The organism is Halobellus ruber, from assembly GCF_014212355.1.
GTDB classification, from domain to species: Archaea; Halobacteriota; Halobacteria; order Halobacteriales; family Haloferacaceae; genus Haloquadratum; species Haloquadratum rubrum.
This window is the reverse complement of sequence record NZ_JACKXD010000003.1, coordinates 13823-28318: the sequence shown is the minus strand read 5'-3', so window position 1 is coordinate 28318 and position 14496 is coordinate 13823. Positions and strand designations below refer to the sequence as shown.

Annotated in this window: 11 protein-coding genes; 4 read left to right on the top strand and 7 right to left on the bottom strand. The window is 68.8% G+C overall.

Annotated elements, in window-relative coordinates:
- Window positions 1-8: 8 nt before the first annotated feature.
- Window positions 9-2585, bottom strand: coding sequence for a DNA topoisomerase I (locus H5V44_RS08620; RefSeq protein WP_185192734.1), 2577 nt, complete (start codon window positions 2583-2585; stop codon window positions 9-11).
- A 120-nt stretch (window positions 2586-2705) separates the two neighbouring features.
- Complete coding sequence (gatB, locus tag H5V44_RS08615; protein WP_185192733.1) at window positions 2706-4196, bottom strand: Asp-tRNA(Asn)/Glu-tRNA(Gln) amidotransferase subunit GatB; 1491 nt, start codon at window positions 4194-4196, stop codon at window positions 2706-2708.
- A 216-nt stretch (window positions 4197-4412) separates the two neighbouring features.
- On the opposite strand from gatB, the gene H5V44_RS08610 reads away from it, so the two are divergent.
- Genes H5V44_RS08610 through H5V44_RS08600 form a run of 3 tightly spaced genes read left to right on the top strand, consistent with a single transcriptional unit; the run spans window position 4413 to window position 9440 of the window.
- On the top strand, window positions 4413-4850 hold the full coding sequence (locus H5V44_RS08610) for a DUF7518 family protein (protein ID WP_185192732.1): 438 nt from the start codon (window positions 4413-4415) through the stop codon (window positions 4848-4850).
- Window positions 4851-4879: 29 nt separating this feature from the next.
- Window positions 4880-8467: a chromosome segregation protein SMC gene (gene smc / locus H5V44_RS08605; protein ID WP_185192731.1), complete on the top strand. Its 3588-nt coding sequence runs from the start codon at window positions 4880-4882 to the stop codon at window positions 8465-8467.
- A complete protein-coding gene (locus tag H5V44_RS08600) occupies window positions 8460-9440 on the top strand; it encodes a segregation and condensation protein A (protein WP_185192730.1) in 981 nt (326 codons plus the stop codon). The genes smc and H5V44_RS08600 overlap by 8 nt, the downstream gene beginning before the upstream one ends.
- Here the strand turns inward: H5V44_RS08600 and mtnP are convergent, their stop codons facing one another.
- The 3 genes from mtnP to H5V44_RS08585 form a co-directional block, all read right to left on the bottom strand.
- Entirely contained in the window at window positions 9441-10301 is an 861-nt protein-coding gene (gene mtnP / locus H5V44_RS08595; protein WP_185192729.1) for an S-methyl-5'-thioadenosine phosphorylase, read from the bottom strand.
- A 57-nt stretch (window positions 10302-10358) separates the two neighbouring features.
- Complete coding sequence (locus H5V44_RS08590; protein WP_185192728.1) at window positions 10359-11315, bottom strand: AEC family transporter; 957 nt, start codon at window positions 11313-11315, stop codon at window positions 10359-10361.
- Between the two features lie 77 nt (window positions 11316-11392).
- A complete protein-coding gene (locus H5V44_RS08585; protein WP_185192727.1) occupies window positions 11393-12088 on the bottom strand; it encodes a phosphoribosyltransferase in 696 nt (231 codons plus the stop codon).
- A gap of 522 nt (window positions 12089-12610) precedes the next feature.
- On the opposite strand from H5V44_RS08585, the gene H5V44_RS08580 reads away from it, so the two are divergent.
- Window positions 12611-13513 carry a PhzF family phenazine biosynthesis protein gene (locus tag H5V44_RS08580; RefSeq protein WP_185192726.1) on the top strand — a complete coding sequence of 301 codons (903 nt, stop codon included), beginning with the start codon at window positions 12611-12613 and terminating at the stop codon, window positions 13511-13513.
- Window positions 13514-13546: 33 nt separating this feature from the next.
- Here the strand turns inward: H5V44_RS08580 and H5V44_RS08575 are convergent, their stop codons facing one another.
- The gene (locus H5V44_RS08575) at window positions 13547-14305 is read right to left on the bottom strand and encodes a proteasome assembly chaperone family protein (protein WP_185192725.1); all 759 of its coding nucleotides are present in this window, start codon (window positions 14303-14305) and stop codon (window positions 13547-13549) included.
- Window positions 14306-14309: 4 nt separating this feature from the next.
- Window positions 14310-14492, bottom strand: coding sequence for an RNA-protein complex protein Nop10 (locus tag H5V44_RS08570; RefSeq protein WP_185192724.1), 183 nt, complete (start codon window positions 14490-14492; stop codon window positions 14310-14312).
- Between the last annotated feature and the right edge of the window lie 4 nt (window positions 14493-14496).

Sequence of the window (14496 nt, the reverse complement as noted above, 5' to 3'; positions counted from 1 at the left end):
CAGTACGCTCAATCCGCCTTCGCCTGCCACTCACGGACGGTGTCGGGGCCGACGCCGTCCACGCGGTCGGCGACCGCGTCGGGTTCGGCTTCCTTCAGCGACGATACGTCGTCGATGCCGGCGTCCTGTAGCTTCTCGGCGGTCTTCTCGCCGATCCCGGTCACGCTTTCGAGCTCCGACCCGCCGCCCTGTTCGGCCTGGTACTCCCGGTAGTTGCAGATCGGACAGCCGAGGTCCCACGGCTCGCGGTCGTCGTCGTAGACGACCCGGAGCTCGGGGAGGTCGTGCTCCTCGCAGGCGGCGTCGGTCACCTCGATCTCGCCGCGGCGCGGCAGGGGAAGCGAGTACTCACACTCCGGGTACCGGGTACAGCCAACCAGCCGCGACCCCGACCGGAGCTGTTTGATCGCCAACTCTCCGCCCGCTTCGGCGCCGCCGCCGCCTCCGTCTCGCGGCGTCTCCGACGCCGCGCCGACCCCGCAATCCGGACACGTGCCGATGACGCGGTCCGCCTGGGCGTCAGCCGCTTCGGCCTGACACAGCGGGCAGCCGTGGACGAACGTCTTCCGACCGGCGAGCATCTTGACGTGCGCGAGGCCGTGCTCCGCGCAAGTCTCCTCGAGCAGCAGGGGCTTCCCGGTCGACGGCAGCGGCAGCGTGTTGGTACACTCGGGGTAGGCGTCACACCCGATGAAGTACGACCCCTGCCGGCTCTGTCGGATCACGAGGTCGCTGCCGCACTCGGGGCAGGCGCCGACCGTCCGGTCGGCCTTCAGCGACTCCCGAAGGTGGTCGCCGACCGCCTCACCCGACTCCATCAGCCCCTCGAAAACCTCCGAAAGCATCTCCCGGGACTCAGTCGTCACGTCCTCCAAGTCGGCGTCGCCCCGCGTGATCGCCTGCATATCCGCCTCGAGTTGGGCGGTCATCTCCTCGCTGACGATGCGCTCGGCGAACTCCTCGGACGCCTCGACGACCGCCCGGGCCAGCCGGGTGGGTCGCGGCGGGTCGCTCTCGATGTAGCCGCGGTCGTAGAGCTTCTGGATGACGTTATGCCGGGTCGACTTCGTCCCCACCCCGAGATCCTCCATGGTCTCGATGAGCCGCGATTGGCCGTACCGTCTCGGGGGCTGGGTCTGCTTGGCCTCGAAGCTGGTGTCAGTTATTGCAAGGGCCTCGCCCTCGGCCACGTCGGGGACGAACGACTCGCTCGCGCTGGAGTAGGGGTAGACCGCGTGGTACCCCGGCTCGACCAGGCGTTTGCCGTTGGCTTTCAGGGAGAGGTCCGCCCCCTCGTCGGCGCCGACGGTCGCGACCACTCGGAGGTGCTCCCAGGTCGCCGGCTCGGCGACGGTCGCGAAGAAGCGGCGGACGACGAGTTCGTACACCTCCCACTCGTCGTCGTCGAGGTCGGCGGCGCCCGGCAGCTCCCCGGTTGGGTGGATCGGCGGGTGGTCGGTGGTCTCCTCGTCGCCCTCGGTGGGGTCGATGTCGTCCTGTTCCAGCAGCGCGTCGGCGTCGTCGCCGAACTGCCGGGTCCCGACGAAGGCGTCGAGCAGCTCGCGCGGATCGAGGTCGTCGGGGTAGACGGTGTTGTCGGTTCGAGGGTAAGTGACGTACCCCGCGGTGTAGAGATCCTCCGCGATGCTCATCGCCCGCTGGGCGGAGTACCCCAGCGACCCCGCCGCGCGGATGAACTGCGTGGTGTTGAACGGCGCCGGGGGGTCGTCGGTCCGGGTCCGCCGGCGCACCGACTCGACGGTCGCGGTCGCGGCGGCTTCGAGCGTCTCGTACGCCTCGCTCGCGGCGTCCTCCTCGGTCACGCGTTCGGCCTCGGTGCCGTCGTCGTCGCAGTAGAAGTACTGCGCCTCGAAAGTGCCGTCGGCGCCGCCCCCGCGCTTCGCCAGGTCGGCGAACAGCTCCCAGTAGTCCTCGGGATCGAACGCCTCGATCTCGCGTTCGCGGTCGACGATCAGCTTCAGCGTGGGGCCCTGTACCCGACCGACGGAGATGAAGTCGTCGCCGAGTTGGCGGGCCGAAAGCGACAGGAAGCGGGTGAGCGCCGCGCCCCACACCAGGTCGACGATCTGTCTGGCCTCCCCTGCGGCCGCGAGGTCGAAGTCGAGGTCGTCGGGGTTCTCGAAGGCGCTTTTGACCTCCCGTTCGGTGATCGAGGAGAACCGCACGCGGTCGATCCGGACGTCGTCGTTGACTTCCCGGACCAGTTCGTAGGCCTCCTTCCCGATCAGTTCGCCTTCCCGGTCGTAGTCGGTCGCGATGACGACCCGGCCGGCCTTGCGGGCGAGCAGCCGGAGCACCGAGACGATGTTCTCCTGGGTGGGTCGCTTGTCGATCGGCGCGTCGATCAGTTCGACCGGCTCGACGTCCCGCCAATCGTCGTACTCCGGCGGGAAGTCGACGCCGACGACGTGCCCCGAGAGGCCGATGCAGCGTCTCCCCCCCCACGTGTAGACGTTCACGCCGCGTCGGCGCTCGGACTCGGCGGACCCGCCGCTCAGGATCTCGGCGATCCGCCGGGCGGCGTTGTCCTTCTCGGTGATGATGAGCTCCGGGCCCTGACTCATTGGGCGGCGGTAAGCGAGGGGGTGGCCTAAACCTTTCGCGGCTGGATCGGCAACAGAGTCGGCAGCGCGGCCGTGCGCGCGAGGTGCGGCAGAACTGCGGACGCCGCCGCGAGCGACCGCCTACTCCTCGAGTCGTTCCCGGAGGAGCGCGTTGACGTCGCCGGGGTCGGCGCTGCCCCCGGTCTTCTGCATCACCTGCCCCACGAGGAAGTTGATCGCGCCGCCCTCGCCGGCGTGGTAGTCCTCGACCGCGCCGGGGTTCTCCTCGATGGCCTCCCCGACCGCGACTTCGACTTCGCCCTCGTCGGCGGTGCCGAGCCCCTCGGCCTCGATCACGGTGTCGGGATCCGTTCCCTCGTCGAGCATCCGCCGCAACACGATCTCCTCGGCGTTCTTGGTCGTGATCTCGCCGGCGTCGACCAGTTCGACGAGGCGGGCGAACTCCTCCAGCCGGTGGTCGACGTCCGTGATCGCCATATCCCGGTAGTTGAGCTCCCCGAGCAGGTTGTCGGCCACCCACGTCGCCGCCAGGTCGGGGTCGAACCGCGCGGCGACGTCCTCGTAGAAGTCCGCGACCGCCTTCGTGGAGGTGAGCTTCGACGCCGACTCGGCGTCGAGGCCGTACTCCTCGCGGAACCGCTCCCGGCGGGCGTCGGGGAGTTCGGGGATGTCGATCCGTTCGCGCCATCCCTGGACCGACAGCGGCGGGAGGTCGGCTTCCCGGAAGTACCGGTAGTCCTTCTCTTCTTCCTTCGACCGCATCGAGACGGTGATGCCACGGGATTCGTCCCAGTGGCGGGTCTCCTGTTCGACCGCCCGGCCGCGCTGGACCGCGTTCTTCTGTCTCGTCACCTCGTAGGCCAGGGCCTGCTCTGCGCCCTTGTGGCTGGAGATGTTCTTCACCTCCGTCCGGTTCGCCGACTCCAACGTGTCGGTGCTGATCTCGCCGCCCTCGCCGACGTCGTCCTCGGGCACGAGCGAGATGTTGGCGTCGATCCGGAGCGACCCGTCGCGGTCGGCGTCGAAGACCCCCAGGTATTCGAGGACCTCCTCCAGTTTCGCGAGGAACGCGCGGGTCTCCTTCGGCCGCCGGAAGTCGGGGTCGGTCACGATCTCCAAAAGCGGGGTCCCCGCGCGGTTGTAATCGACGAGCGTGTACTCGGCGGTGTCGATGCTGCCGCCCTTGTGCTGGATGCTCCCGGGATCCTCCTCCAAGTGGGCGCGCTGGATTCCGATCTCGCGGCGTCGGCCCTCGACTGCGACCTCCAGGCTGCCCGCGGCGCAGATCGGGGCGTCGTACTGGGTGATCTGGAAGTTCTTCGGCAGGTCGGGGTAGTAGTAGTTCTTCCGGTGGAACCGGGTTTCGGCGGCGATGTCGGCGTCGAGCGCCTTCCCCACCTTCACGGCGGCCTCGACGGCCCCCTCGTTGACGACCGGGAGCGCGCCCGGCAGGCCGAGGCAGGTCGGGCAGGTCCGGCTGTTGGGCTCCTCGTCGTCGGCCGGCTCGGTCGAACACCCACAGAAGATCTTCGTGTCCGTCTCGAGTTGGACGTGGACCTCGAGGCCGATGACGGCTTCGAGATCCCCCTCCGAGAGCGCCTTCACGGTCATTACGCCCCGATTCGGCGCACCGCGGCTAAAGCCTAACGGGACTTCGCCCGGCCCGCTCCGAGGCGTGACCGGACAGTCGGACGCGAGGCGCGAGAAGGCGGGCGCACCGCCGGTGAACTATCGAGTAACCTCCGCTTACTTCCCTCCGGCAACCTATCAGTTCCCGACGAGGTGTCTGACGTACGTTTATGTGGCCGGCGCCAACCCATATGGCGTATGACCAATCGCGTGGACGAACTCGAGTCGCAGGTCGCGAAGCTACAGGCCACCGTCGACGGCCTGACCGAGGAACTGGTCGAGACCAAAGAGCGGGTCCGGCTCCTCGAGGAGGCCGTCGACGTGGACCTCACCACCGGGAGCCGGGCGGTCGGCTACGAGCCCGACCCCGAGGACGACGCCCGGGCGGCGTCCGAGACGGCCCCCGGCGGCGGGACCGACCCACTCACCGAGTCGCAGGCACAGACGGCCTCGCGTAGCCAGACCTCCGACACGGGCACCGAGGACGTCGACTTCATCGACGCCGACAGCGACGACCCGATCCCCGACGAGACGACGTCCGACGCGGCAGCGACGGGTGGCGACGGGACTAAGTCCGACGGGGCCGACGATGACGACGACGCGGCGACCGAAGACGACGACATCATCGTCGCATAACCGGGCTCACCGCCCGACACGAGCAACCCATGCACATCAAAGAGCTCGTCCTCGACAGCTTCAAGAGCTTCGGGCGGACCACGCGGATCCCCTTCTACGAGGACTTCACGGTCGTGACCGGGCCGAACGGCTCCGGGAAGTCGAACATCATCGACGGGGTGCTGTTCGCGCTGGGGCTGGCCCGGACGCGCGGCATCCGCGCGGAGAAACTGACGGACCTGATCTACAACCCCGGCCACGCCGACGGCAGCGGCGATGACGGAGGCGAGACCGCCGGCCCCCGGGAGGCCGCCGTCACGGTCGTCCTCGACAACAGCGACGGGACGCTCGATCGCTCGCAGGTGGTCAACGCCGCCGGCAGCGAGGACGTCGGCGGCGTCTCCGAGATCACGGTCAAACGCCGGGTCAAGGAGACCGAGGAGAACTACTACTCCTACTACTACCTCAACGGGCGGGCGTGCAACCTCTCGGACATCCAGGACCTCTTAGCGCAGGCCGGAATCACCCCGGAGGGGTACAACGTCGTGATGCAAGGCGACGTGACCGAGATCATCAATATGACCGCCCACGAGCGGCGGGGCATCGTCGACGAGATCGCCGGCGTCGCGGAGTTCGACGCCAAGAAGGAGGACGCCTTCGAGGAGCTCGACGCCGTCGAGGACCGGATCGGCGAGGCCGACCTCCGGATCGAGGAGAAGGAGACCCGCCTCGAACAACTGGAGGACGAACGGGAGACCGCCCTCGAGTACCAGTCGCTCAAAGAGGAGCGCGAGGAGTACGAGGGCTACCGGAAGGCCGCCGAACTCGAAGACAAACGCGAGGATCTCGCCGAAACCGAAGCCGAGATCGACGACGTGGAGTCCGACCTCGACGCCGAGCGTGCGGAACTCGACCGCCGGCAGGGTCGCGTCACCCGGCTGGACGAGGAACTCGACGGCCTCCGGAAGCAGATCGAGCGGAAGGGCGAGGACGAACAACTACAGATCAAGGCGGAAATCGAGGAGATCAAAGGCGAGATCGACCGGCTGGGGAACGCGATCGAGGCCGCAGAAGACCGGATCGACGACGCCGAAAGCGAACGGCGGGAGGCGTTCGTCCAGCTGGATCGGAAACAGGAGAAGATCGACGACTTAGACGGGGAGATCCGGGAGGTAAAGGTGGAGAAGGCGTCGGTGAAGTCCGACATCAGCTCCCTGGAGACCGACCTCGCCGAGATCCAAGCCGAGATCGACGACGTCGACACCGAGTACGACGAACTGAAGGCCGACCTCGCCGAGAGGAAGGAGCGGCTGGAGGAGCTGAAAACCGACCGGAACGACCGCCAGCGCGAGAAGGATCGGCTGCTCGACGACACCCGGCGCCGGGCAACGGAGATCTCCGAGGCCGAAGACCGGATCGCGGAGCTCAGAGAGACCCTCCCCGACCTGAAGGCCGAGGTCTCGGATCTGCACTCCGAACTCGACAAAGCCGAGAAGAACCGCGAGAAGATCGAGGGGATCGTCGACGACCTCCAGGACGAGAAGTCGGAGCTGAAGTCCGAACTCGACGAGGTCCTCGAGAAGATCCAATCGAAGCAATCCGAGTACGCCACCCTGGAAGCACGCGCCAGCGACGACGGCGACACCTCCTGGCCGCGGTCGGTCACCACGATCCTGAACGCCGGGCGGTCGGGCGTCCACGGTACGGTCGGCCAGTTGGGGGCCGTCGAGGGCGAACACGCCACGGCGTGTGAGACCGCCGCCGGCGGCCGGCTCGCCCACGTCGTGGTCGACGACGACGGCGTCGGCTCCGACTGCATCGAGTACCTCAAATCCCGCAACGCCGGCCGGGCGACGTTCCTCCCGATCACCGAGATGGAGGACCGCGGGCTCCCGTCGCTCCCGAACCACCCGGGCGTCGTCGACTTCGCGCGGAACCTCGTCGACTACGACCCCGAGTACGAGTCGGTCTTCTCGTACGTCCTGGGCTCGACGGTCGTCGTCGAGGACATGTCGACCGCCCGCGACCTGATGGGCGAGTTCCGGATGGTGACGCTGGACGGCGACCTCGTCGAGCGTTCCGGCGCTATGACCGGCGGCTCCGGCGGCGGGTCGCGGTACTCCTTCTCGAAGTCCGGCGGCGGCCGGCTGGAGCGGTTGGCCGAGGAGATCGAGGAGTTGGAGGACCGCCGTCGGGACCTCCAGGCGGAGATCCGCGAACTCGACGAGGACATCGAGGACGCCCGGGGCCGCGCCGCAGACGCAAAGGACCGCGTCCGGTCGATCGAGTCCGAGATCGACGACGCCGAGGCCGACGTCGAGGCCGCCGAGGCCGAAATCGAGCGGAAGGAAGCCGAGATCGAGGAGCTCCGCGAGGCCCGCGCCGAGGTCGACCGGGAGATGCAGGACCTCGACGACGAGATCGAGGAACTGGAGGCGGAAATCCGGCAAGTCGAAGGGGAGATCGACGACCTCGAGGGCGAACTCGCCGACTCGAAGATCCCGGAGTTGACCGCCGAGGCCGACGAGATCCGCGACGAGATCGAGGAACGGGAGTCGCGGATGGACGACCTCGACGCCCGGCTCAACGAGCTCGAACTCGAACAGCAGTACGCCGAGGAGGCCATCGAGGACCTCCACGGGCGGATCGAGGACGCCCAGGAGACGAAGGCCGACGCCCGCGACGCCATCAGGGAGACGGAAGCCGAGATCGAGGACCGGGAGGCCGAACTGGAATCGAAACGCGAGGCCGTCGCGGAGCTCGAAGCCGAACTCGCCGAACTGAAGGCCGACCGCGAGGACCTCCAGGCCACGCTCCGGGCGGCCAAGACCGAGCGCGACGAGCAGCGCGACGCGGTCGACCGGATCGAGTCGAAGCTCGAATCCCTCCGGGAGACCGAAGAGCGGCTGTCGTGGGAGATCGACGAACTCGAAGCCGAGGTCGGCGACTACGACCCCGAAGCGATCCCGGGCCACGAGGAGGTCAACTCGGAGATCGATCGACTCACCGCGGAGATGGAGGCGCTGGAACCGGTGAACATGCTCGCGATCGACGAGTACGACGAGGTCCACTCGGAGTTGGAGGACCTCCGGGAGCGCCGCGACGTGTTGGTCGACGAGCGGGAGGCCATCGAGGAGCGGATCGACCGCTTCGAGGCTCAAAAGAAGGAGACGTTTATGACCGCCTTCCACGCGATCAACGAGAACTTCACCGACATCTTCGAGCGGCTCTCCGACGGGACCGGCGAACTCCACCTCGAGGACCCCGAGGACCCCTTCGAGGGCGGGCTGACGATGAAGGCCCAGCCCGGCGACAAGCCGATCCAGCGGCTTGCGGCGATGTCCGGCGGGGAGAAGTCGCTGACCGCCCTGGCGTTCATTTTCGCGATCCAGCGGCACAACCCCGCCCCGTTCTACGCGCTCGACGAGATCGACGCGTTCCTCGACGCCGCCAACGCCGAGCGGGTGGGGGAGATGGTGGACGACCTCTCGACGGACGCCCAGTTCGTGGTGGTGTCGCACCGATCCGCCCTGCTCGAACGCTCCGAGCGCGCGATCGGCGTGACGATGCAGGGCGACAACGTCAGCGCAGTCACCGGGATCCAGGTGGGCGACCCGGAGGTGCCCGCGGATGACTGATTCCGCCGGCGCGCCGCCCGCGGCGGGTGACTCCTTCCCCAACGGGGTCAGAACCGACCGCGATCCGGGCGGGAACCCCCCGGGGCCCGACGGCGCGGACGACGAGGAAGTCGAGCCCGTCGAGGTCCTAGTCCAACTCGCCGAGGACGGCGAGATCGACCCCTGGGACGTCGACCTGGTGGAAGCGACCGACGCCTTCCTCGAACGCTTAGCGGAGACCGACCTCCGGACGTCGGGGCGGGCGCTGTTCTACGCCGCCGTGTTGCTCCGGATGAAGAGCGACGCGCTGCTCGAACCCGAAGAGGACGAGGAGCCCGAGCCGGAGCCGTGGGAGGCGGCCCTCGAAGGCCCCGGCGACCCGATCGCGGACCGCGCCGACGACGGCGCCGCCGGCTTCGACCCCGTCGACGCCCTCGAGGCGGAGATGGACCGGCGGCTCGAACGGAAACAGGCCCGCGGCTCCCCCGAGACGCTCGACGAACTCGTCCGGGAACTCCGGGAGGCCGAAGGGGAGTCGTGGTGGAAGCGCCACCGCGAGTACGACACCTCCGAGTCCCCGCGTGGGGGCCGCCGCGGCACACAGACGCTCGATTATCGGTCCGCGGACGCCGGTCGCGACGACGCCGAACCGAACGCGGCCGACGTGACCGACACCGCCCACTCCGAGGACATCGAATCCTCCATCGCGGCGGTCCGGGAGGCGATCGAGGTCCACTACGACAACGGCCGCGAGGAGGTGCTGTTCGCGGAGGTCAGAGACGTCGCAACCACGCCGGTCACGACGTATCTCGCCTTGCTCTTTCTCTCACACCGCGGCGCGGTTCGGCTCCAGCAGGACGACCTCTTCGGCGACCTCTGGATCCGCGATCCCGACGCAAGCAGCGGCGACGACGACGCGGACGTGGCAGCCGAGAGCGACGCCCCGAGGGGTGCAGCCGACGACGTGGCCACGCCCGCGGCGGACGACGACTGACTACTCCACGTAGTCCCCGATCAGCGGCTCTAACTCCTCCGTCGTCGATTCCGGGATCGCGTCGTCGGGCGTGTTGATCGTGTTCGCGAGCGCCGAGTGACAGTCGCAGGCGTGGTCCTCCGGGATCGCCTCGATCGCGGCCTCGACGGTCTCCTTGATCGCGGTCTCGTTTGCCGCCGCGTTCTCCAAGACCTCCGCTAAGCTCACCTGGCTGTCGTCGTTCCACACGTCGTAGTCGGTGACGCCCGCGATCGTCGCGTACGCCAGCTCGGCCTCGCGTGCGAGCTTCGCCTCCGGGATCGTGGTCATCCCAACGACATCCCAGCCCTGCGTGCGGTAGAACTCGCTTTCGGCGCGCGTGGAGAACTGCGGGCCCTCGATGCAGACGTATGTGCCGCCCCGAACCACGTCGGCGTCGGTGGCCGATTCGGCGGCGTCTTCGAGGATCCCGTTGAGCTCCGGGCAGTACGGTTCCGCGAACTGCTGGTGGACGACGATCCCCTCCTCGAAGAAGGTCAGATCGCGGTGTTTCGTCCGGTCGTAGATCTGGTCTGGGAGCACCAGCGTCTGTGGGGGCAGCCCCTCCCGGAGGCTGCCGACCGCGTTCGACGCCAGCACGTGCGTGACGCCGAGTTCCTTCAGCGCGAAGATGTTCGCGCGGTACGGCAGCGTCGTCGGCGAGTGCTGGTGGTCGACGCCGTGGCGGGGCACGAAGACGACCTCCCGGCCGGTATCGCCGAACTCCCCGACCGTCGGCGGCGCAGCGGGGCGTCCGAACGGCGTCTCCACGTCGACCTCGCGCGTGTTCTCGAGCGGCAGGGCGTCGTAGATCCCGCTGCCGCCGATGAATCCGATGGCCATACGTGGCGTGGCGTCGCCGCGGCGCTAAAACGTGGCGGCTCCCGCCCGCTCGACCGATCACACCACGACGCCGGTCTGCAGGACCGCGATCACCGCCGTCAGCGTGACCACCGACACCAGCGTCGTCGCGAAAATGGCGGTGGAGACGAACTCCGCGACCGGAACGCTGGCGACCTCGCCCTCGGCGAACTCCCCGACGAGGATGATCGGGGTGACCGCCGAGGGCATCGCGGTTTCGAGCACGATCGTCCGCGCGACCAGCGGATCGGCAAAGCCGACCGCGAGCGCGACGCCAACCCCCAGAACCGGTGCGACGAGCGTCTTCAACGCGACCGCGCCGCCGACCGCCGACAGCGTCGACCCCACGTCGGTCCGGGCGAGTTGGATCCCGACGAGCAGTAGCATCACCGGGATCGCCGAGTCGCCGACCAGCCGGAGCGTCGCCATCACGGAGGTGTCCGCCGGCGGGACGAGGCCCAGCCACCGCACCCCCAGGGCGGCGGTGACGGCGTACACCAGCGGCACGCCGAACACCCGTCGGACGCCGGCCGCGACGCCGCCGGCGCTCCCGCGGCCGGCGATGTAGACGCCGAGGGTGTATATCAGGACGGCCTGCACCGACAGCGCCACCACCGCCGTCGCCCGCCCGGTCTCCCCGAACGCGAAGTTCGAGACCGGAATCCCGTAGTTGCCGGTGTTGGGGAAGGCGGTGACCAGGATGAGCGCCGAAAGCGCAGTCTCGGAGGCCCCGACCGCCCGGCCGGCGGCCTCGGCGACGAGGATCGCCACGACGTGAAACAACACGACGGCGACGGTGATGCGCGCCAGCGTCGACCCCGCCAGCGTCGTGGTCGCGAGGCTGTGAAAGACGAGCGCCGGCGCCAGGACGTAGACGACGACCGTGTTGAGCGCGTCGGTGTCGACGTCGCGAGCCCACCCCAGGAGGTAGCCGACGCCGCCGACCGCGACGATCGGGAGGATGGCGGTCGTGAACACGGAGACCGGAGCGACCACACGGGATCCTCTCGCAGTCGGTACTCAAGCGCTTCGATCGACGGCCGCGTCGTGCGGTTCCGGGTGTGAGCGGCGGGCTACTCCGCCAGCCGCCAGGCGTCGTCGCCGGCGGCCTCGATCACGTCGCGGCGGTGCATCTCCTCGAGCACCTCGTCCATCCGGTCGGGCTGGGCGATCTCCATCTCGATCCGGTCGATGCCGTGGAACTCCGAGAGGTGACGGCGGATCTCCGAGCGCTCGAAGGCCTCCCCGTCGGCCTTCGCCATCACGCCCGACGTGAGGTCGATCATGTCCTCGATGAAGTTCCAGGGATAGACAATCCAGGTCCACTGCTCCAGCCGCTCGCCGACGAAGTCGGGGTCGAACTCGCTGGTCCCCAGAAGCTGGAGCGTGGCGGTCCGGACCGTTCCCGCGTCGCGGTCGGTGACGTACTCGTAGGCGCGCTCGATCGACCCGCCGGTGTCGGCGATGTCGTCGATGACGAGCACGTCCTTCCCCGCGACGCTGCCCTCCGGCATCGGGTACCGGATCTCCGGCTCGCCGGACTTCTCGGCGGTCCCGACGTAGTGTTCCATCTTCAGGCTCGTGAGGTCGTCGAGCCCGAGGAAGTCACAGATACACCGGCCCGCGAACCACCCGCCCCGGGCGAGTGCGACCACCACGTCCGGCTCGAAGTCGACGGCTTTCACCTGGTCGCTCACGTCGCGGCACAGCCCGTAGATGTACTCCCAGTTGGTTATCGTGCAATCGAACTCATCGGGCAGCTCGCCCATACCTATCAGTCACCGTTTGCTACCGATCGAGCCGACGGCTTAATTCGTTCGTCTCGGCGCCCGACACCGTTTAGCCAGGAGTGAGGTCGGGACGAACGAGGGAAAGAGGATCCCGGAAGCCCCCGCGGTCTCGACTCGATGGCTTCGCTGTGGTCCTCGTCGCTCACTCGGTTCATACTGTCGGCTATAGTCGCGTGACGGATTTCGACACCCCCGGGGGGTGTGGAAACTCTTCACGTAGTTATAGCCGACAGTATCACTCCTGCGGTCTCCGCTCACGGGCGCTGTGCGCCCGTTCGCACGGGCCGAGGCGGCTCCGCCACCTCGCGGCTTCTCTCAGTCTTCACCGGAACGCGCCGCGTTCCGGTCGGCTGACGAGAGCTGCGCTCTCGTCAACTTCGTCGGGAGCGCGGCCCCTTCCGGTCCCGCCCGAGAGCGGGTTTCGGGTCGGTCGATGCGTAACTAACCACGACCCGGCGCTTCCGACGAGGACTTTAGGGCCGGGCGGGCGTCAGGTGGGGTATGGACACCCGCCGTGCGCTGCTCGTCGACGCGTTCACCGCCGACCCCCTCGCCGGCAACGCCGCTGGCGTCGTCCCCGAGGCTGAGGGCCTCTCGACCGATCGGATGGCCGCCGTCGCCGCCGAACTCGCGGTCAGCGAGACCGCCTTCCTCCTCCCCTCGGACGACGCCGACCGTCGGCTCCGGTACTTCTCGCCGACGCAGGAGGTCGACCTCTGCGGCCACGCCACGATCGCGGCCCACGCGCACCTCCACGAGGAGGGCGCGATCGACCCCGGCGAGTACACCGTCGAGACCAACGTCGGCGTGCTCGACGTCGATGTCGACCCCGACGGGGTCGTCCGGATGACGCAGGATCGCCCGGAGGTTCGCCGCGTCGACGTCGGCTACGACCGGCTCGGCGACGCCCTGGGTATCGACCCCGCCGCGCTCCGCGACGTCGGTGCGGACCTCCCGACGGCGGTCGCCTCGACCGGGCTCGCCTTCCTGATGGTCCCGGTGAACTTCCTGGAGCATCTGAGCGCGGCCGACCCCGACGACGCCGCGCTCGACGCGCTTGCGGCCGAGTACGACGCCGCCGGCGTCTACGCGTTCACGTTCGACGCCCTGGAAGGCGACTCCACGCTCCACGCCCGCGCGTTCGCCCCGGGGCTCGGGATCCCGGAGGACCCGGCCACGGGAACTGCCGCCGGCGCCTGCGGCGCGTACCTCCGCGAGGTGTCCGCCTTCGACGACGAACTCCCGGCGGAGATGGTCTTCGAGCAGGGCCACTTCGTCGACCGCCCGGGTCGGATCCGGGTTCAGATCGGCGCGGAGGTCCGCGTCGGCGGCCGCGCGGTGACGTCGCTCGACGGACGGCTCGCGGTCCCGCCCGAGGCGGACGACGACATCATCGAGGCGTAGGCGACGCCGAGCCACGAGGCCGCTCTGGCCTCGCTACCCGATGTACCGCAGGTCGTCGTCGGCGGGCATCCCCTGCTGTTGGCTCTGCATCTCCTGGATCTTCTCGACGACCTCCTTCATTTCCTCAGCGCGCTCCTCTAAGGAATCGTAGCCGACCTCGAAGCCGACGACCTCCTCTAAGACTTCCAGCACCGCCTGTGCGCTTGTGGGGTCGACGAGGTAGCCGCTGGTCTCGCCCATCAGACACGACGCGTCGAAGCCGCGGCGCTCGCCGAGGCCCAGGAGGAGGCCGCTGACGCCGACGATTCCCCCCGCGGGCTCGCCCTCCCGGAACTCCACGCCCGCCGCCTTCAGCGGATCGAGCCCCGCCTCGTCGCCGACGGCGCCCAGCACGTCGGGTTCCTCGACGAGTTCGCCGGTCGGGACGCCACCCAGCGCGTAGATGTCGGTGACGTCGAACGACGCGGCGACATCCAAGAACGCGTCGGTGACGTGGTAATGTCCGGAATGGGACTGCGCCTGGTGGTCGCCGGTCAACACCAGCAGGTCGCGGTCGCCGGCGTCGACGGCGTGGAACTCCGCACACGCCAGCGAGGCGACCCCGTCGTCGCCGATCCCGACCTGTGGGGGGAACTCGTCGGAGTGGACCCGGACCGCGAGTTCGGAGTCGAACTCCTCGAGCAGGTGTTCGGCGGCCAGCTTGCCGACGTGGCCGACGCCGGGCAGCCCCTCGATCAGCGCCGGATCGTGGAGCGTCGGCTCCGCGACCGTCTCGACTTCGATATCGTCCATACCCTCACTCGCGGCCGCGGCGTTTAAGAGCGCGTCGGTACTCGCCGTAGGCGTCCTCCGGGTCGAACGGCGCCGGCGCGGAGTTCTCGGCGTCGGCGCCGCACGCCGGGCAGGTGTCGCCGAGGGTGTAGACCGGGCGGTCGTGGGCGTCGCGCCACGCCGCACACACGCGGATGTCCGATCTCATCGGT